The sequence below is a fragment of the Amycolatopsis magusensis genome (assembly GCF_017875555.1).
Lineage (GTDB): Bacteria > Actinomycetota > Actinomycetes > Mycobacteriales > Pseudonocardiaceae > Amycolatopsis > Amycolatopsis magusensis.
On the sequence record NZ_JAGGMS010000001.1, the window covers coordinates 3,749,789 to 3,768,468 of the forward strand.

Genomic DNA, 18,680 nt, shown 5'->3' on the forward strand with positions numbered 1-18,680 from the left:
CGCTCCAGCTGATATCGGACCGCGACGGTCGCCCGTCACAACGACGGGATCGCGACTGCCCGTGTTCGAGATGTTTGTCTTTGACCGTTTTCGCGCCGCGGGTGGGCATTTTCAGCCAAGAACTGGTCTAGACCTGCGCAGGCACCGACACTCTGGGCGTACGTGTTGCTCCGGTCCCCCGCCTCGAGGAGTCATCATGCGTCGAAGAAACCTGCTCAACCTGACTGCGACGGCGTGCCTCGCGCTCTCCGTCATCACCGTGGGTACCGCTGGTAGCGCGGTCGCCTCGCCCGGGCTGGTCGAGGCGATGCAGCGCGACCTCGGCCTCACCTCGGCCCAGGCGCACACCCGCCTGGCCGAGGAAGCCAGCGCGAGCCGGGTGGCTCCGGTGGCGCAGGAGGCCGCCGGGACCGCGTTCGGCGGGGCCTGGTTCGATCCCGAGCGCGGCAAGCTCGTCGTCGGGGTCACCGACGACACCGCCGCCCAGGCGGTGGAGCGCACCGGCGCCGTGGCCGAGCGGGTCGAGGTGAGTGCGGCCCAGTTGGACGCCACCAAAGCGGCGATCGACGCGCGGGCCGCGCAGGCTCCGGCTGAGGTCAGCGGGTGGCGAGCCGACCCCCGGTCCGGGAGCGTGGTGCTCACGGTCCAAAGTGGAGCGGACAGCCCGGAGCTGGCCGCGTTCCTCCAGCAGGCGCGGGAAGCCGGGCCGGTCCGGATCGAGGAAGGCCCGAAGCCGGTGTCCTTCGCGGCCGGGACGGTCGGCGGTGATCCCTTCTACATCAACGGCAACGTCCGCTGCTCGATCGGCTTCTCCGTGCACGGCGGGTTCGTCACGGCCGGTCACTGCGGTGGCGTGGGCAGCTCCGTCACCGGCTGGGACGGCTCGGCGATGGGCTCCTTCCACGGCTCTTCATTCCCCGGCAACGACTACGCCTACGTCGGCATCGGCAACGGCTGGTGGACCGCGCCCGTCGTGCTCGGCTGGGGCACGGTGAGCGACGCGCTGGTCCGCGGTTCCTGGGTCGCCCCGGTCGGGACCTCGGTGTGCCGCTCCGGCTCCACCACGCACTGGCACTGCGGCACCGTGCTCGCGCACAACGAGACGGTGAACTACGCCCAGGGCGCGGTGCACCAGATGACCAAGACCAGCGTCTGCGCCCAGCCGGGCGACTCCGGTGGCTCCTTCATCACCGGCGACCAGGCACAGGGCGTGACCTCCGGGGGCTGGGGCAACTGCAGTTCCGGCGGTGAGACCTGGTTCCAGCCGGTCAACGAGATCCTGCAGACCTACGGACTGTCACTGGTGACCGCCTGACCCACCGCCCGGGATCGGTGACCGCGCCGATCCCGGGCCAGGCGGTATCGCGGCCGTGCGGTCCTAGTAAGGTCAGCGACGATGATGACGCAGCCGGTGGGTCAGTTCACGGGGGCGCCGGGACTGACCGGCCAGAAGGTGCGCCTGCGCCCGGTCACCCCCGCTGATCGGCGCACGCTGACCGGGTTCGACCGCGAAGCCGCGTCGCGCAACGCCATCGGGGGCTACCAGCACTGGGCCGCCCACCGCTCCGGCGACAACCTCCAGTTCGCCATCGAGACCCGGTACAGCAGGCTGCTGGTCGGCTCGATCAAGGCCGACGGGGGACTCGGCCGGTTCAGCTACGGCATCGGGATCGGCTCGTCCTACCGCCGCTGCGGGTACGCCGCCGACGCGATCACCGTGCTGTTGACGCACATGTTCCAGGACCGCGGCTACCGCAAGTGCGAGGTCGGCATCTATGGCGGCAACCTCGCTTCGCTTTCACTGCACGGCGTGCTCGGGTTCCGCGAGGAGCGCCGGATCCGGGACACCGAACTGCACCGCGGCGGCATCAAGTACCTGGTCATGATGGCCATCACCGCGCCGGAGTTCGCCGCGTACCGCCCGCCGCCCGAGCCGCAGCGCGGCCGCCACTGGCGCACCCGGCGTGGCCGCCACTGGTTCAACGACAAGTCAGCCTGAGCCCCCGAAGGAAGCTTGTCGACAAATCGCCACCCAATTCTGAGTCCACTGTGGACTCAGGGTTCGGTACCCCGCCACCGCAGCACTTCCAGTGCCGCCGCCACGCTGATCGCGTTGTCCGCCAGCGGCTGGGGGAGCAGTTCGTCCGCCCGCGCGAGGCGGCGCAGCACGGTGTTGCGGTGGGTGTACAGCCGTTCCGCGGTGCGCGTCGTGTTGCCCAGTTCGCGCACGTAGGTCAGCACGGTCTCGCGGGTGTCGGCGTCGGCGGTGCGCAGTTCACCGAGGGTGTCGGCGAGGAATTCGTCCGCCTGCGCGGGCTGGCTGGTGAGCAGCGCGGCGAGCTGGACGTCCGGGTACCGCGCGACCTGCTGCGGTGAGGTGAGCCGCGTCAGCATCCGCTGCGTGGTGGCCGCGTCGAGGTGGCTGCTGCGGAAGCCGTCGACGTCGGCGCCCGGCCTGCCGATGGCCACCCGCGCATCCGGGTAGGCGGCCAGTTCCGCGGTCAGCTGCCGGTGCCGAGGCGCGGTGCCGACCGGCAGCCAGACCCACAACGCGGCGGCGCTGGCCACGACGGTCAGCCGATGAGCCGCGTCGGCCGCGCGCATGACGGCTTCGGCGGCGGCTTCCAGCTGGTCCGACGCGGTGCCCGAGCCGCTCCAGATGATCGCGGCGGTGTGCCTGCCGGTGAGGCCGTAGCCCAGCTGGACCTCGGCGCGGGCCCGGCTGATCGGCGCGCCCTCCAGCAGCAGCGTGACCACGGCCCGGCGTTCGGCGTGCGCACCGCGGGTGAGCTCGGCGCGTTCGACCCGCATCTGCTCGGAAACCGCGGCCACCGTGTCGTCGATGAAGGTGCCGATGGACAACGCGGAGACGTCGAGCAGCTCCCGCAGCCGCGCCGGGTCGTCGGTCAGGTCGAAGCAGATGTCCATCCACCGCCGCCAGGCCACGCTCTGCGCGGTCCGGTACGCCTCCAGCGCGGTCTCGTCGAGGCCGCGGCGCACCAGGTCGCGGGCCGACTCCAGCAGTTCCGGCGAGGTGTTGGCCGGGACCCGCTTGCCCGGGTGGGAGACGTTCGCGGCCGCCCAGTGCAGCAGGTTCGCCAGGTTCGCCCGCCGGGTCGCCGCGGCGAGCACCGGGTCCTCGGCGACCGGCCGCATCCGCTGGCTGCTCAACGAAGCCACGTGCAGTTCCTCCAGCCAGTCCGGCCGGAGGTTCAGCACGGTCTCGGCCCCACGCTGGAAGAGCCGCCGCCCGGCGGCGGACAGCCGGGGCCACTCAGCACTTTGCACCACCACGGCAGCATGATGGTGCCTGTTGCACTGGCGCAAGGGGCGGTTGGTGTCGCAAGGTGGGGCCATGACCACGGAGACGCACCTGGACGTGCTCGTAGTCGGGGCCGGGATCTCGGGCATCGGCGCCGGCCGGTACCTCAAGGCCGAGCACCCGGCGAAGAGCTTCGCCATCCTGGAGGCGCGCGGCGCGTCCGGCGGTACCTGGGACCTGTTCCGCTACCCGGGCATCCGCTCGGACTCCGACCTGCACACCTTCGGCTACGAGTTCAAGCCGTGGCGGGACCGGCAGTCCATCGCCGACGCCCCGCGCATCCTGTCCTACCTGCGGGAAACCGTGACGGAGAACGGACTGGACGCCCACATCCGCTACCACCACCGGCTGGTTTCGGCGGCGTGGTCCAGCGAGAGCGCCCGCTGGGTGGCCGAAGTCGAACGCACCGACACCGGCGAACGCCTGCGGCTGAGCGCGAACTGGCTGTTCTGCGCCGGTGGGTACTTCCGTTATGACGAGGGGTTCACCCCGAGCTTCGAAGGCCGCGAGCGGTTCGGCGGCCCGATCGTGCACCCGCAGCACTGGCCGGAGGACCTCGACCACGCCGGCAAGCGCGTGCTGGTGATCGGCAGCGGTGCCACCGCGGTCACCCTCGTGCCCGCGATGTCCGGCACCGCCGAGCACGTGACGATGCTGCAGCGCACGCCCAGCTACGTGATGCCGGTGCCGCGTGAGGACCGGGTGGCGAACCTCGCGCGGAAGGTGCTCGGCGACGAGCGCGGCTACGCCTTCGCCCGGCGCGCGAACATCGCCAAGCAGATCGGCGTGTGGAAGTTCTGCCAGCGGTTCCCGGCGGCGGCCCGCAAACTCATCCGCTGGGTCAACACTCGGCAGCTGCCCAAGGGCTATCCGGTCGACGAGCACTTCAACCCGCCCTACGACCCGTGGGACCAGCGGCTGTGCGCGGTGCCCAACGGCGACCTCTTCCGCGCCATCCGCCGCGGCACGGCGTCCGTGGTGACCGACCGGATCAGCACCTTCACCGAACGCGGGGTGCTGCTCGAATCCGGCCGGGAACTCGAGGCCGACATCATCGTCACCGCGACCGGGCTGAACGTGCAGGCGTTCGGCGGGGTCGAGCTCACCGTCGACGGCGAGCCGGTGAACCTGCCGGAAACCGTGGCGTACAAGGGGATGATGCTCTCCGGCGTGCCGAACTTCGCCTTCGCCATCGGCTACACGAACTCGTCGTGGACGCTGAAGGTCGGGCTGCTGTGCGAGCACTTCTGCCGCCTGCTCGCGCACATGGACGAGCACGGCTACGACACCTGCCGCCCGGAGCCCGCCGATCCGGCGATGCCCACCCGGCCGCTGCTGGACTTCGCCGCCGGGTACGTCCAGCGCGCGGTGAACCAGTTGCCGCGCCAGGGCGACCGCATGCCGTGGCTGACCTCGATGAGCTACCACGCCGACGTGAAACTGCTGCGTGCGGACAGCGTCACCGATCCGGAACTGCACCTGTCCCGGGCGGCCGCGCTCGTCTGAGCCGGGTCAGCGCACCGGTTCGGCGGGTGGCAGCCACTGGCTCGCCGGGTCGAACCGGTGCAGACCGGCGGTGATGTGCTCGGCGAGGAGCGGCAGCGCCGGGTGGCGGTTGCGCCGGTGCCACAGCATCGACCACGGGTAGAGCGGCGTCGGGTCGACGATCGGGACCTGCACGATCCCGGCGTGCCACGGCACGCGCATGCGCTCGCCGCCGAAGGTGAAGCGGTCGCGGGAGGCGGCGAGCTCGTCGAGCAGGTGGTCCAGCCCGAAGTGCGGGCCCGCGGTGTGGATGGTCAGGCCGAACTCCCGCCGCAGGTCGGCGTAGTAGTCCGCCCATTCGCTGCCCGGTTCGTTGCCGGGCATCCAGGCGACCCACTCGGCGAGCTCGGCCATCCGCACCCGGCGCCGCCCGGCCAGCGGGTGCCTGCGCCCGGCCAGCATGTGGTGTGGTTCGAGGTAGGCGGGCTGGTGCGCGATGGCCGGGTCGAGCGGCCCGGCCACCCTGGCGAACGCCACGTCGACCGAGCCGCTGAGCAGGGCGGGCTGCCCGGTCCGGAGCCCGCGCGAGGTGACGATGTCGATCTCCACGCCGGGGTGGGCCTCGTGGAAGGCGCGGATCAGCTCGGTCGGGGAGAGGCGGGTGCCGAGCACGTCGACCCGCAGCGGCCGGTCCGGCCGGCGCACCGAGCGCACAGCCTGGTCGGCCAGCGCGATCAGCGCCCGCGCGTCGGCGAGGAAGGCCGCGCCGTCGTCGGTGAGGTCCGTGCCGGTGGGGGAGCGGTGGAACAGGGTGGTGCCGAGGCTCGCCTCCAGCTTGGCGATCCGCTTGGAAGTCGCCTGCTGGGTCAGGCCGAGCCGGTCGGCGGCGGCGCCGAAGTGCCGGTCGTCGGCGACGGCGAGGAAGGCCCGGATCGCGCCGAGGTCCAGTTCCATCCCTGCTCCTCCCGCTCGGCCCGACCCTATCGCCCGTGCTCGGCGCAGAAGGCGGCCACGGTATTGTCGATCCACTCCCGGCCCCGCCAGTCGGGGCGCCGGGCGATCATCGCCGCCCGCACCTCTTCGAGGATCACCGGTTCACCCATCGCCGCATCACATCGCCGCCAGGTCTCATCGCGCACCAAGGCCAGGTAGTCCCGCACCTCGGTGATCAGCTCGGGCCCGCCGACGTCGCCGTGGCCCGGCACGACCACCGGCGGTGCTTCCGCGATCAGCTTGTCCAGTACCGCGATCCAGCGGGTGCCGGACACGTCGGTGTCGTGCGGCGGGAACCACGGGAAGATGGCGAACTGCCCGGTTTCGACCAGGTCGCCGGTGAACACCACCCCGGCGTCGGGCACCGTGACGAGCTGGTCGCCCGCGCTGTGCGCCCGGCCGGTGGCCCGCATCCGCACCGTGCGGCCGCCGAGGTCGAGCGTGTGGCTTTCCGGGTAGACCAGGTCCGGGGTGGGGATTTCGACGCCTTCGAGCTGTTCCGCGATCCATTCGCCGAGCCCGCGGAACATTTCCAGGTAGCCGGCGCCCCGGTTCGCGAGGTCGTCGGCCTGCGCCTGGTTGACCAGATAGGTCGCGTGCTCGCGGAACACCTGCGCGCCGAACGCGTGCTCGGGGTGGAAATGCGTGGTCGTCAAATACAGTTGCCGTCCCCGCGCGTGTTCCACGGCGAATTCGAGCACCTTTTCCGCGTTGCGCGGGCCCATTCCGGTGTCCACCACGAGCACCGCGTCCCGGCCGCCGATGAGACCGATGTTCGGCACCAGATCGGCGCCCCGGTTCGGGAGCACCACGAGATCCTCGGCGATTTCCTCTGCTGTCATGCCACCATTCCACGTGGCACGGAGCCCGCACGTCCAAGTCCGGTCCAGTATCCGCGATACCGGCGCAGTATCGTCACCGGTCATGGACCTGCGGACGCTGCGGTACTTCGTCACCGTGGCCGAGGAACGCCATTTCGGCCGGGCCGCGGCCCGGTTGCACATGACCCAGCCGCCGCTGAGCCGCGCGATCCGGGGCCTGGAAGCGGATCTCGGCGTGGACCTGTTCGAACGCACGGCGCAGGGCGTTTCGCCCACCGCCGCCGGGGTCGAGCTGCTGGCCGAGGCGAAAGTACTGCTGGAGCACGCGGACCAGGTCCGGGACCGGGTGGCCGCGGCCGCCGAATCGACCCTCGTCATCGGCACGCTCGCCGACAGCGCCGAGCAGCTGGGACCCCGGCTCGTGGCCGCCTTCCGCGCGCGGCACCCCAAGGTGACCGTGCGCGTGCGGGAAGCCGACTTCAGCGATCCGACCTGCGGACTCCGAAGTGGACTCGCCGACGTGGCGCTGACCCGCGCGCCCTTCGACGACACCGGGATCAGCACGCACACCCTGCGCGCGGACCCCGTGTCCGTGCTCGTCCGCGCCGATGATCCACTCGCGACACGGGAAACCCTGTGGCTGCGCGATCTCGACGACCGGCCGTGGTTCCGGCTCGCCGACGTCACCGATCCGGTCTGGGCGGCGTACTGGAGCGGCGGGAAGGACCGCGAAGGACCGAAGGTGCGCACGGCACAGGAGTGCTTCCAGGCGGTTCGCTGGAATTCGACGATCGGGCTGATGCCGGGCGGCTCGCCGCTGCCGGACGGCCTGGTCGCGGTCCCGCTCGCCGACCAGCCCCCGTGCGAACTGGTCATCGCGTGGCCGTCGGCGAAACCGAACTCGCTGGTCCGCTCGTTCGTGCGCATCGCGGTCGAGACCGGACCTTGACCTCGAGCGCGCTCCAGGTCCTAGCTTCGAGGGCATGACCGGAACGACTGTCGCCCCGCGGCGCGCCCCGACCCCGCTGCTGGCGACGTTGCTCGGCGTCAGCACGATGACGATCATGGCCAGCGCCACGATCACCCCGGCGCTGCCCGGCATGGAACGGCACTTCGCCGGAGAACCCCACGCCGAGGTGCTGGTGCGCCTCGTGCTCACGCTGCCGGGGCTGGCGATCATGCTGGCCGCCCCGCTGCTCGGGTACGTCGGCGTGCGCGTCGGCCGGGTGCGCGTGCTGGTCGCGGGCCTGGTGCTCTACACCGTCGGCGGCGGCTCCGGCCTGCTGCTCGATTCGCTGCCCGCGTTGCTGACCGGGCGCGCGCTGCTCGGCGTCGGCATCGCGGCGATCATGACCACGGCCACCGCCCTGCTGGCCGATCACCACCCGCCCGCCGAACACGGCCGCGTGCTCGGCCTGCAGGGCGCGGCGATGGGCTTCGGCGGGGTGGTGGCCATGCTGCTCGGCGGCGTGCTGGGCGAGCTGAGCTGGCGCGGGCCGTTCGCGGTCTACCTGCTGGCGGTGCCGGTGCTGTTCCTGGTGCTGCGGCACGTCCCGGAAGCCCCGGTGGCCGCGCCGCCCGCGGACGGCGAGCCGGTCGGTTCGCCGTGGACCTGGCCGCTGCTCGGGCTGTACGCGCTGACCTTCCTCAGCATCACCTCGTTCTACGTGATCCCGACGCAGGCGCCGTTCTGGCTCGCCGAGGTCGGCGGTGCCGGTCCGGTGGTCACCGGGGCGCTGATCGCGGCGGTGAACCTGGTGATGACCGCGGTCGGGCTGAACTTCGGCAGGCTGCGGGCACGCTGGGACTTCCGGGCGCTCGCGGTGGCGATGTTCGCCACCTACGCCGTCGGGCTGCTGCTCGTCGGCACGGCCGGGAACCTGTGGACGGCGACCGCGGGCATGCTGGTCGTCGGCATCGGGGTGGGCCTGAGCAACCCGACGCTGAACGGCTGGACCGTCGCGTCGGTGGACCCGGGAGCGCGCACGCGGGCGCTCGGCCTGCTCACCTCGGCGCTGTTCCTGGGGCAGTTCTCCTCCCCGCTGCTCGCGCAGCCGATCGCCGGTGCCGCGGGCCTGGGCGGCACCTTCCTGGTCGCGGGCGCGCTCGGTGCCGTCGTCGCCCTGGTCCTGACCGCCGTGGCCCTCACCCGCCGGGCACGCCGCTGACCGACCGCACTGTCCATTGTGGAACAAAAGTGCGGAAATCCTCGTGGTTGGACCACTTGGCCGTGGGCAAGCGACCGAGGACAAGTTACTGTCGCGTACGTAGTGACTTGATCATCGACAGAAGTATAACTTGTTCTCATATGTCGAGAGTGAGGAACGTCACATGAGCGATAACTCCCTGCCCGGCAACGGTTCCCCCCACGTATCCCGACGTGCGTTCATCGCTGGAACCGGTTCTATCATTGGGCTCGCGGCCCTGGGCGGCCGAGCCGCCGCCGCCCCGCCGCCGTCGCCGATCCCGGACGGGGCGCAGGTGTCCGCGCTGGTGATCGGCACCGGCTACGGCGGCTCGGTCACCGCGCTGCGGCTCGCCCAGGCCGGCGTGGACGTGCACATGGTGGAGATGGGCATGGCCTGGGACACCCCGGGCCCCGACGGCAACATCTTCGCCAACACGATCAGCCCCGACCACCGGTCGTACTGGCTGCGGACCCGGACCAAGCAGCCGCTGAGCAACTTCCTCGGCTTCCCGATCGACCGCGACATCCCGCTGCACACCGGCATCCTCGACGCCGAGGACTTCAGCGGCATCAGCGTCTACCAGGGCCGCGGCGTCGGCGGTGGCTCGCTGGTCAACGGCGGCATGGCGGTCACGCCCAAGCGCGAGAACTTCGGGGGCGTGCTGCCCTCGGTCAACCCCGACGAGATGTACAACGTGTACTACCCGCGCGCCAACGCCGGGCTGGGCGTCACCGAAGTGGACCCGGCCTGGTGGGAGAGCGCCGAGTGCTACCAGTACGCCCGCGTCGGCCGCAAGCACGCCGAGCGCTCCGGCTTCCCGTTCGTCTTCGTGCCCAACGTCTACGACTGGGACTACATGGAGAAGGAGCAGGCGGGCACGGTGCCCAAGTCGGCGCTGCGCGGTGAGGTGCTCTACGGCAACAACCACGGCAAGAAGTCGCTGCAGAAGACCTACCTGGCCCAGGCGCGCGCGACCGGCCGGGTGGCCATCTCGCCGCTGCACAAGGTCACCTCGGTGACCCCGGCCTCCGGCGGCCGCTACACCGTGGTCATCGAGCAGATCAACACCAGCGGGGTCACCACCGCCACCAAGTCCGTCACCGCGGACCGGGTGTTCTTCGCCGCGGGCAGCGTGGGCACCAGCAAACTGCTGACCAAGCTCAAGGCCACCGGCGCGCTACCGGGGCTCAACGGCGAGATCGGCAAGGGCTGGGGCGACAACGGCAACGTCATGTGCGGCCGCGCCAACCACCTGTGGGACGCGACCGGCGCGCTGCAGTCGTCCATGCCCACCGCCGGCATCGACAACTGGGCGGCGGGCGGGGCGTTCGCCGAGGTCGCGCCGCTGCCCACGGGCATCGAGACCTTCGCCTCGTTCTACCTCTCGATCACCAAGAACCCGAACCGCGGGCAGTTCACCTACAACCCCGCCACCGGCAAGGTGGACCTGAACTGGCAGACCGCGTGGAAGCAGCCGTCCATCGACGCCGCCAAGACGATCTTCGACAAGATCAACGCCAAGGAGGGCACGATCTACCGGACGGACCTGTTCGGCGTCTACAAGATCTGGGGCGACCACCTGACCTACCACCCCCTCGGCGGCGTGGTGCTGAACAAGGCGACCGACAACCACGGCCGCCTCCACGGTCACCCCGGCCTGTACGTGGCCGACGGCTCCCTGGTGCCGGGCAACGCCAGCGTCAACCCGTTCGTCACGATCACCGCGCTCGCCGAGCGCAACATCGAGCGCGTGATCGCCGAGGATCTCTAGAACTTCGGCACGACGCACACCGAGTCGATGCCCAGCACGTGGTTGAGCCTGCCGAACGCCAGCCAGGAACCGATGCTCATGCTCAGTTCCACGATCTCGGCCTGGCTGTAGTGCGCGGTCATCCTCGAGAAGAACTCCTCGTCGAGGCCGTGGTGGTCCAGTGCGTACCGCTCGGCGTATTCGGCGGCCAGCCGCGTGCGGTCGTCGAAGGCGTCGGTGGTGCGCCACTGGGCCACCGCGTCGGCGAACTCCTCCTCGACCTTCTGCCCGTCCCGCTCGGTGCGCCAGTCGAGGCAGAAGACGCAGCCGTTGATCTGCGCCACGCGCAACCGCGCGGCCTCGAACTCGCGCAGGCCGAGCGTGGTGTGGCTGTACACGGCGAGGGAGAAGTTCGAGGCGGCGGCGCCGATGCCGGGCACCATCTCGCCCCACACGTAGCCGATCGCGTCCTTGCCCTCGGGGATGTCGATGATCATCGTGCGCTCCTTCCGAGCCGGCCCGTGGCCGGGCGCAGCGGTACGTCGAGTGCGTCGTAGAAGCCGGGTTCGGCCTCGGTGAGCCAGTCGATGGCGTTGACGAGCCTGCCCACCGCGGTGGCGTTGCCGCCCGCCGACCGGTTTTCGCCCTCGTCACTGGCTTCCACGGTGACCTCGATGCGCGGGCGGCCTTCGATGATCACGCGGTGCGCGCCGGACGGGTTCGGCGGCTGCGGCCAGTCCGGGGCGCACGAGGGGTGGATGCGCGTGACGTGCTCGATCACGATCCGCGGCTCCCCGCCGACGATGCCCTGCACCTCGAACCGCACCGCGCCCTGCGTGCCCGCCTCGAACTCGCCCATGGTGCGGGTGCCGACGGTGGTCTCGAGTGGACGGCGGTCCAGCGTTTCGCGGATCTCGTCCAGGTCCGCGCCGAGCGCCCTGGCGATGAGGCGCACCTGCCCGCCCCACACCGTGGTCGGCACCGAGGGCGCGAGCATCGGCGGCTGGTAGTCCATCGGCTGGCCCATGCCCACCAGGTAGCGGACCGAATCCGGCTGCTCGTAGGTGGAGTAGTCGAAGATCTCCTGGCAGCGCACCGCGTCCACAGTGGTGCCGAGCCCGCTGAGCAGCGCGGGCAGCACGTCGTTGCCCCAGCCGGGATCGACGCCGGAGACGAACAGCGAGCCACCGCCGTCGGCGATCGCGGCGAGCACCGGTTCCCGCAGTTCCGCGGGGGCGTTGCGCTGGTCGTAGAGGGCGTACACGGCGGGCGTGACCACCACGGCCCCGGCCCGGATGGCTTCGTGGATGTCCTTGAGGGCCTCGTCGGGCCGGGTGTCGCCGGAGGCGGCGTACACCACCGCACGCGGGCGGGCGGCCAGCACGGCGGCCGGGTCGCCGGTGGCGGCCACGCCCAGTTCGTGGTCCAGACCAGCCAGTTCGCCCGCGTCGCGGCCGAGCTTGCCGGGGTCGTGCACGAGCACGGCGGTGAGTTCGAGCGACGGGTGGGCGTGGACCGCGCGGATGGCCGCGCGGCCGATGTTGCCTGTGCCCCAGACAACTGTGGGAATCATGTCCAGAGGTTAACCGGGGATTCGATCCGTGCCTAGCGGCCGAGGAGGTGCGTTCGGTGAGTGGCGTTGACAGGTAACCGGGTTCGTGTGATCCTGGGAAGGCTCTCCCTTGTATCCGGAAGCGCACGGTCCCCGCCATTCACCCGCCTTCCGGTGCATTCTATTTCGCTCCTGTGGATATTCCTGTTCTAGGAGGAGAATGCGCATGTCCGTGAAAAGAAAGCTGCTCGCGCTCGGCGTGGCGCTGGCCGCCGCGCTGGCGGTGACGCCCGCCCTGCCCGCGGTCGCGGTGCCCGCCACCATCCCGTTGACCCTCACGAACAACTCCGGGCGCGCCGGCCCGATCTACGTCTACAACCTCGGCACCGAGCTCAGCACCGGCCGGCAGGGCTGGGCCGACGCCAACGGCACCTTCCACGCGTGGCCGGCGGGCGGCAACCCGCCGACCCCGGCGCCCGACGCCTCGATCCCCGGTCCGGCGGCCGGGCAGTCGGTCACCATCCGGCTCCCGAAGTTCTCCGGCCGGGTCTATTTCTCCTACGGCCAGAAACTGGTGTTCCGGCTGACCACCGGGGGACTGGTGCAGCCCGCGGTGCAGAACCCGAGCGACCCGAACCGCGATATCCTGTTCAACTGGACCGAGTACACGCTGAACGACGCGGGAATCTGGATCAACAGCACCCAGGTGGACATGTTCTCCGCGCCGTACTCGGTCGGCGTGCAAATGCAGGGCGGCGCGACGAAATCGACCGGCAGGCTCAAGGCGGGCGGGTACAACGGTTTCTTCACCGCGCTGAAAGCGCAATCCGGCGGTTGGGGCAATCTGGTCCAGACCAAGCCGGACGGCAGCCTGCTGCGCGCGCTTTCCCCGCATCACGGAGTGGGCACGGGCGCGCTCAACCCGGGCGTCATGGACGACTACGTGAACCGGGTGTGGTCGAAGTACAGTTCCTCGACGCTGACCGTCACGCCGTTCGCCAACCAGCCCGGCACCAAGTACTTCGGCCGGGTTTCGGGGAACACGATGAACTTCACCAACTCCTCCGGCGCGGTGGTCACCTCGTTCCAGAAACCGGACTCCGACAGCATCTTCGGCTGCTACAAACACCTGGACGCGCCGAACGACCTGGTGCGCGGGCCCATTTCGCGGACCCTGTGCGCCGGGTACAACCGCTCCACGCTGCTGAGCAACCCGAACCAGCCGGACCCGAGCGCGGCGAACTTCTACCAGGACGGGGTGACCAACCACTATTCGCGGTTGATCCACGCCCAGATGGTCGACGGGAAGGCCTACGGTTTCGCCTTCGACGACGTCGGTGCGCACGAGTCACTGGTGCACGACGGGAACCCGCAGCAGGCGAGCATCACGCTGGACCCGTTCAGCTGATCCTCGGGGCGATCCGGTAACGCGGGCGGTGGCGGGAACGAGTTCATGGTGACCGCCACCGCTTTCCCGGGAGGATCTCGCATGAACGGCTCCGCCCGCCCGCTGCCGCTACTGCTCGGCGCCCTGCTGCTCGCCGGTGCCTGCGGCACTCCCTCCGCCCCGGAAACGCCGACGCCCACTCCACCGGCCACCGCTAGCGCCGCGCCCGCGGCCACCGATAGCAGTGCCGGGTCCTTGATCACCGTGCCGGACGTCTCCGGCATGAACCACCAGGACGCGCAGAACGCCATGCAGGCCGCGGGCCTCTACAACCTGCGCGAAGTCGACGGCAAGGGCGAAGGCCGCGCCCTGGTCGTCGACCGGAACTGGGTCCAAACAGGACAGTCACCAGCGCCCGGCACCCAGGTGACCCCGGACACCGTCATCACCCTCACCGCCGTGAAGTACACCGACTGACGACGCGACCATGCGAAGACTCCTCCTGGCGAGCGCCGCCGGAATCGCCCTGGTCGCCGCCGGGTGCACCGCCGCCACCACGCCCACGGTTCCCGACTCGCCCGTAGTGGTAACCACGACGACGGTTCCCCCGTCCGCCAGCCCCTCACCGGAAGCGGCAGCGGCAGCGGCACCGCCACCGACGACGACCACCACCACTACCAAGGCCCCGCCGAAGACCACGGCGAAAAGCCAGGCGTCCAAGAAGCCGCAGCGGGCCGCGCCGACCGCCGGTTACCAGTGCCGCGATGGCGATGAGAAGCGCTACGAGGTGTGTGCGGGGCACAAGGAGTGGGTCGACGGCCAGGTCGAGTTCGCCGACTGCCTTGATTCCGGCGGCACCTGGAGCGTCGAGGCGCAGAAGTGCGTCCGATCAGCGAAGTCGCCGGGATGACCACCTCGCGTGACACAAATGTGGCTTTGGGGGCCGAATCCGCCCCCAAAGCCACATTTGTGTCACCGCACCATCGTTCAAGGTGAGCCTGGGCCGGGCAGTACGTCCAGGTCGGTGGCCCGCATCGGGTCGCCGCATTCGGAGCAGCGCAGTTCCACGTGGCTGATCCGTCCGCACGCGTGGTGCCGGTACAGCACCGGCGGCCCGGCCTCGCCCGCGAGCCAGCGGTCGCCCCAGCGCACCATGACCAGTAGCAGGTCGCACAGTTCGGTGCCCCGCTCGGTCAGCACGTACTCATGGCGCGGCGGCCGCGAGGAGTACTGCTGCCGCGCCAGTACGTCCTGCTCGGTCAGCCACTTCAGCCGTTCGGTGAGCACCTTGCGCGAGATCCCGAGCGACTCCTGCAACTGCTCGAACCGGGTGATGCCCACGTAGACGTTCCGCAGGATCAGCGGCGACCACGGTTCGCCGATCACGTCCATCGTCCTGGCGATCGAGCACGCCATGTCACCGAACCGGGTGCGTTGCATGGCCCCATTCTAGCCGAGAGGGTTCCTTCAGGGAACTGACTCGGTTAGGGTCCGGAGGAGGCACCCGATCGGAAGGAGCAGACGATGAACCGCCCACCGGTGGTCACGCCCGAGGAATGGCAGGTCGCCAGGGACGCGCTCCTGGTCAAGGAGAAGGCGCACACCCACGCACTGGACGCGCTGGCCGCCGAGCGGCGGCGGCTGCCGATGGTCCGGCTGGACCCGGGCTACCGGTTCACCGCGCCCGACGGCACCGACACCGGCCTGGCCGGGCTGTTCGACGGCAAGCGGCAGCTGGTCGTCTACCACTTCATGCTCCATCCCGGCTCGGACCACGTCTGTTCCGGCTGCGCGTCGTTCACCGACAACCTCGCCGACCAGACCCACCTCAACGCCCGCGACACCCGGCTCATCCTGCTCTGCCGCGCCCCGCAGGCCGAGATCGAACCGGTCCGGCGGCGGATGGGCTGGACCGTGCCCTGGTACTCGAGCCACGGCAGCACCTTCGAGGACGACCTCGGCGTGGACGGCGGCTTCGGCCTGAGCGTGCTCCTGCGCGACGGCGACGAGTACTTCCGCACCTACTTCACCCGCGGCCGCGGCGTCGACCGCCTGCGCCTGGACTTCAACCTCCTGGACCTGACCCCGTACGGCCGCCAGGAAACCTGGGAGGACTCACCCGCCGGCTGGCCGCAGGACCAGGCCATGGCCTGGCTGCGCCTGCGCGACGAGTACTGACTCAGTCGAGGCCGTCGCGGTCCGCCCACTCCAGCAGGGTGTCCAGCTGGTGGGCGGTGTCATCGATCTTCTCGTGCGGGTCACCGATTTCGGCGAACCGCCGCGAGACCATGCCGATGGTGCATTCACGCGGTTCGACCGAGTCGACCTCGGACCAGGTGATCGGGGTGGAGACCACCGCTTCCGGCACCCCGCGCACCGAGTAGGCGCTGGCGATGGTGTGGTCCCGGGTGTTCTGGTTGAAGTCGACGAAGACCTTGTCCGGGGCGCGGTCCTTGCGCCACCACTCGGTGGTCACGTCGTCCGGCGCGCGGCGCTCGACCTCCACGGCGAAGGCCCGTGCGGCCCGCCGGACCTCCTGGAACCCCCAGTTCGGCTCGATCCGCACGTAGATGTGCAGACCGTCGCCGCCCGAGGTCTTGGGCCAGCCGGTGATGCCGAGGTCGTCGAGCACCTCGTGCGCCACGGTGGCGACCCGCCGCACACGGGCGAAGTCGCACTCCGGCATGGGATCCAGGTCGATGCGCCACTCGTCGGGGCTCTCGGTGTCCGCCCGGCGGGAGTTCCACGGGTGGAACTCCACAGTGGACATCTGCACCGCCCAGATGACACTGGCCAGTTCGGTCACGCACAGCTCGTCGGCGTGCCTGCCGTAACGCGGGAAGTGCACCCGCACCGTCTCCAGCCACGGCGGCGCGCCGTTCGGCACGCGCTTCTGGTGCACCTTCTCCCCGGCGACCCCGGACGGGAACCGGTGCAGCATGCACGGCCGCTCCCGCAGCGCGCGCACGATGCCCTCGCCCACCGACAGGTAGTAGTTGGCCAGGTCGAGCTTGGTCTCACCCCGGGCGGGGAAGTAGACCCGGTCCGGGTTCGACAACCGCACCGTGCGCGGGCCGACCTCGAGTTCCACCGCGGGTGACTTGCTCATGCGACGACGTTAACCCGAAAATCCGGTCCGCTCACCACGACGGATCGAACCGCACGCCCTTCTCGTAGAACTCGTCATCCGATTCGGGCTCGCTGCGGCGCTCGGGCTCGCGCCACGTGCCGGACCGGTCCCGGAGCACGCCGGACCCGGCCTTCCCGCCCTTGGCCTCGGCCGCGCCGGGGGAGGCGGCGGCCGAGGGCGGCTGGAACCCGATCCGCCAGCGCAGCCGGTCGCTGAGGTAACCGGCGTTGCCCAGCGGGCCGAGCAACTCGGCGCTGCGCTGGGCGGACTCGCGCTGGGCCTGGGTATAGGTGCGCAGCACCAGGTCGGCGAGCTGGGCGGGGGACAGCTTCGCCGCCCCCGGCGCCAGCCGCAGCCGGGTCATCACCCCGTCGGTGTTCACCGAAAGGCTGACGTTGCCGTCGGGGGAACCGGCTTCCACCGACAGCTCCTGCAGCGCCTTGACGATGGCCACCCGGTCCGCCTTGGCCGGTTTCGCCGGTGGCTTCTTCGACGGCCGCGGCGTCGGCTTGTCGGTCATGGGGAGCCCACCTCCAGGCTCAGGTTAACGGAGCCGGGCTGCCCGCCGCGCTGTCCGCGGAGCCGTCCGGCGCGATGTCCACGCCCGAATCCCGCACCTTGCGCTCGGTGTCCTTGTCCAGCCGTTCGGTTTCGAAGGCGTCCGGGTCGAAGGAGTCACCGGGGCTGACGTCCGGCGGCGGCGGCACCTTCGGCAGGTCCTCCGCCTCGATGTCGATCTGCTGGGCCAGATCCGCCATCGCGTCGATCATGCCCTGGCGGAGCTTGTCGGTGTTCTCGATGAAGCTCTCGTACAGGTCGCTGGCGCTGTCGCCGCGGATCTCCGAGGCGTTGGCGATGGCCGCGCTGATCGCGGAACCCGCCACGTTGCCCGCGATGATCGCGCCCTTGGCGGTGGCGGAGAGCACCGCCGCGCCCGCGGCCGCACCCGCCCCCGCGGTGGCCACGGTGAGCAGCCCGGCCACCGTGCCGGCGAAGGCCGCGCCGAGCACCTTCATCGTGGCCGACTCGCTCTTCTTGGACTGGTCCTCCTGGTACTTCTCGGCCACCGCCTTGAACGATTCGCCGAGCTTGGTCAGGTCGCCGCGGGCCGAGGCGATCGCCTCACGGGCGGCCACGACGTCGCTTTCCAGCACGGTGATCTTCGTGCCGATCCGGTCGTAGGTGTGGGCCAGGTTGCCGAGGTAGGCCTTGACGTCGTTGGCCGCCTCGCCGCGCCAGTGCTCCAGCCGCTTCTCCGCCTGGTCCAGCTCGGACATCGAGCCGTCGATTAGCGCCTTCCAGATCTTGTCGTGCTCGTTGATCAGCGCCTGCAGCCCGGCGTCGGAGTCGCGGTCGATGTCGGCTTCGGAGAACTCGCGGTAGACCCCGGCCACCGTCTTCCGCATCTCCTCGAACACCTCCTCCGGCAGGAACATCTCGGTCCAGCGCAGGACGTCGATGGCGTCGAGCGCGTCGTTGGCGCCGTCGAGCAGGTCTTCGCCGATGCCTTCGAGGTGGGTCTCGCGGTTGTTCTCGTAGTCGCCCCAGTCGGTGGTGCCCACGCCCTCCGCGTCGAGCGCGCTGAAGTAGTTGTCGTCCACGGCCTGCCTCAGCTCTCGTCCAGCACGGCGGCGGTGCGCTGCAGCCGGGTGCGCGTGTCGGTGTCGGCCTGCTCGTAGAGCTCCGCGACCCTTCTCAGCGCGTGGCTCGAGTCCAGCGTGGTCTGGTGCAGTTCGGCGAGCAGCTTCTCGATCTTCGCGCGGTGGTTCTCATACGCCCGCGCCACCGCCTGCATGCCCAGCGAACCGCCGAAGGCGTTGTCGACCGGGATCATCCCGGAGATGTCGAAGAAGCCCTCCCGTGGCGGCGCCACCGGCACGTCCTGCTTGTGCTCGCTGTCCCTGGCGGCACCGGCCGCGTCGGCGGCGTTCGCCAGGTGAACGCTGGACGCGCGGAGGTCGTCCAGGTCCGTTTCGAATCCGATCATGGCGAGCATGTAAACACCGTCGGCGCAGGTCAACGGGCAAAAACGCGCGGCGAGTGGTGCAACT

General features: G+C 70.4%; 20 protein-coding genes. 10 read left to right on the forward strand and 10 right to left on the reverse strand.

Annotated features, from left to right (window positions below):
- Positions 1–196: 196 nt before the first annotated feature.
- Positions 197–1,315 (forward strand): S1 family peptidase, encoded by a 1,119-nt coding sequence (locus JOM49_RS16620; RefSeq protein WP_209665181.1) that lies wholly within the window; start codon positions 197–199, stop codon positions 1,313–1,315.
- Positions 1,316–1,396: 81 nt separating this feature from the next.
- Entirely contained in the window at positions 1,397–1,999 is a 603-nt protein-coding gene (locus JOM49_RS16625; protein ID WP_209665182.1) for a GNAT family N-acetyltransferase, read from the forward strand.
- Positions 2,000–2,055: 56 nt separating this feature from the next.
- Here the strand turns inward: JOM49_RS16625 and JOM49_RS16630 are convergent, their stop codons facing one another.
- Entirely contained in the window at positions 2,056–3,291 is a 1,236-nt protein-coding gene (locus tag JOM49_RS16630) for a PucR family transcriptional regulator (RefSeq protein WP_209665183.1), read from the reverse strand.
- A 64-nt stretch (positions 3,292–3,355) separates the two neighbouring features.
- On the opposite strand from JOM49_RS16630, the gene JOM49_RS16635 reads away from it, so the two are divergent.
- Complete coding sequence (locus JOM49_RS16635; RefSeq protein ID WP_209665184.1) at positions 3,356–4,828, forward strand: flavin-containing monooxygenase; 1,473 nt, start codon at positions 3,356–3,358, stop codon at positions 4,826–4,828.
- Positions 4,829–4,834: 6 nt separating this feature from the next.
- Here the strand turns inward: JOM49_RS16635 and JOM49_RS16640 are convergent, their stop codons facing one another.
- Positions 4,835–5,761 carry a LysR family transcriptional regulator gene (locus JOM49_RS16640; protein WP_209665185.1) on the reverse strand — a complete coding sequence of 309 codons (927 nt, stop codon included), beginning with the start codon at positions 5,759–5,761 and terminating at the stop codon, positions 4,835–4,837.
- A gap of 26 nt (positions 5,762–5,787) precedes the next feature.
- The gene (locus JOM49_RS16645) at positions 5,788–6,642 is read right to left on the reverse strand and encodes an MBL fold metallo-hydrolase (protein WP_209665186.1); all 855 of its coding nucleotides are present in this window, start codon (positions 6,640–6,642) and stop codon (positions 5,788–5,790) included.
- A gap of 82 nt (positions 6,643–6,724) precedes the next feature.
- On the opposite strand from JOM49_RS16645, the gene JOM49_RS16650 reads away from it, so the two are divergent.
- The 3 genes from JOM49_RS16650 (at position 6,725) to JOM49_RS16660 (ending at position 10,581) form a co-directional block, all read left to right on the forward strand.
- The gene (locus tag JOM49_RS16650) at positions 6,725–7,570 is read left to right on the forward strand and encodes a LysR family transcriptional regulator (protein ID WP_209665187.1); all 846 of its coding nucleotides are present in this window, start codon (positions 6,725–6,727) and stop codon (positions 7,568–7,570) included.
- A 34-nt stretch (positions 7,571–7,604) separates the two neighbouring features.
- A complete protein-coding gene (locus JOM49_RS16655) occupies positions 7,605–8,789 on the forward strand; it encodes an MFS transporter (protein ID WP_209665188.1) in 1,185 nt (394 codons plus the stop codon).
- 313 nt (positions 8,790–9,102) lie between these two features.
- Entirely contained in the window at positions 9,103–10,581 is a 1,479-nt protein-coding gene (locus JOM49_RS16660) for a GMC oxidoreductase (protein ID WP_460444248.1), read from the forward strand.
- Here the strand turns inward: JOM49_RS16660 and JOM49_RS16665 are convergent.
- The gene (locus tag JOM49_RS16665; RefSeq protein WP_209665189.1) at positions 10,578–11,057 is read right to left on the reverse strand and encodes a carboxymuconolactone decarboxylase family protein; all 480 of its coding nucleotides are present in this window, start codon (positions 11,055–11,057) and stop codon (positions 10,578–10,580) included. The genes JOM49_RS16660 and JOM49_RS16665 overlap by 4 nt on opposite strands.
- Entirely contained in the window at positions 11,054–12,133 is a 1,080-nt protein-coding gene (locus JOM49_RS16670) for an NAD(P)H-dependent amine dehydrogenase family protein (protein ID WP_209665190.1), read from the reverse strand. Before JOM49_RS16670 ends, JOM49_RS16665 begins: the two co-directional genes overlap by 4 nt.
- Positions 12,134–12,338: 205 nt before the next feature.
- On the opposite strand from JOM49_RS16670, the gene JOM49_RS16675 reads away from it, so the two are divergent.
- The 3 genes from JOM49_RS16675 (at position 12,339) to JOM49_RS16685 (ending at position 14,409) form a co-directional block, all read left to right on the forward strand.
- A complete protein-coding gene (locus JOM49_RS16675) occupies positions 12,339–13,520 on the forward strand; it encodes a glycoside hydrolase family 64 protein (RefSeq protein WP_245369352.1) in 1,182 nt (393 codons plus the stop codon).
- 81 nt (positions 13,521–13,601) lie between these two features.
- Positions 13,602–13,976 (forward strand): PASTA domain-containing protein, encoded by a 375-nt coding sequence (locus JOM49_RS16680; RefSeq protein WP_209665192.1) that lies wholly within the window; start codon positions 13,602–13,604, stop codon positions 13,974–13,976.
- A 10-nt stretch (positions 13,977–13,986) separates the two neighbouring features.
- Positions 13,987–14,409 (forward strand): hypothetical protein, encoded by a 423-nt coding sequence (locus JOM49_RS16685; protein WP_209665193.1) that lies wholly within the window; start codon positions 13,987–13,989, stop codon positions 14,407–14,409.
- Between the two features lie 77 nt (positions 14,410–14,486).
- Here JOM49_RS16685 and JOM49_RS16690 read toward each other — a convergent pair whose 3' ends face one another.
- Positions 14,487–14,939 carry a winged helix-turn-helix transcriptional regulator gene (locus JOM49_RS16690; protein ID WP_209665194.1) on the reverse strand — a complete coding sequence of 151 codons (453 nt, stop codon included), beginning with the start codon at positions 14,937–14,939 and terminating at the stop codon, positions 14,487–14,489.
- 84 nt (positions 14,940–15,023) lie between these two features.
- Here JOM49_RS16690 and JOM49_RS16695 point away from each other — a divergent pair, with 84 nt between their 5' ends.
- Positions 15,024–15,677: a DUF899 domain-containing protein gene (locus JOM49_RS16695; protein WP_209665195.1), complete on the forward strand. Its 654-nt coding sequence runs from the start codon at positions 15,024–15,026 to the stop codon at positions 15,675–15,677.
- A 1-nt stretch (position 15,678) separates the two neighbouring features.
- Here JOM49_RS16695 and ligD read toward each other — a convergent pair whose 3' ends face one another.
- From ligD to JOM49_RS16715, 4 genes are read right to left on the reverse strand one after another with little or no spacing between them, the layout of a single operon-like run.
- Positions 15,679–16,608 (reverse strand): non-homologous end-joining DNA ligase, encoded by a 930-nt coding sequence (gene ligD / locus JOM49_RS16700; protein ID WP_209665196.1) that lies wholly within the window; start codon positions 16,606–16,608, stop codon positions 15,679–15,681.
- A 31-nt stretch (positions 16,609–16,639) separates the two neighbouring features.
- Positions 16,640–17,149, reverse strand: coding sequence for a YbaB/EbfC family nucleoid-associated protein (locus JOM49_RS16705; RefSeq protein ID WP_209665197.1), 510 nt, complete (start codon positions 17,147–17,149; stop codon positions 16,640–16,642).
- A 19-nt stretch (positions 17,150–17,168) separates the two neighbouring features.
- On the reverse strand, positions 17,169–18,230 hold the full coding sequence (locus JOM49_RS16710) for a hypothetical protein (RefSeq protein ID WP_209665198.1): 1,062 nt from the start codon (positions 18,228–18,230) through the stop codon (positions 17,169–17,171).
- Positions 18,231–18,238: 8 nt separating this feature from the next.
- On the reverse strand, positions 18,239–18,616 hold the full coding sequence (locus tag JOM49_RS16715) for a hypothetical protein (protein ID WP_209665199.1): 378 nt from the start codon (positions 18,614–18,616) through the stop codon (positions 18,239–18,241).
- Positions 18,617–18,680: the final 64 nt, after the last annotated feature.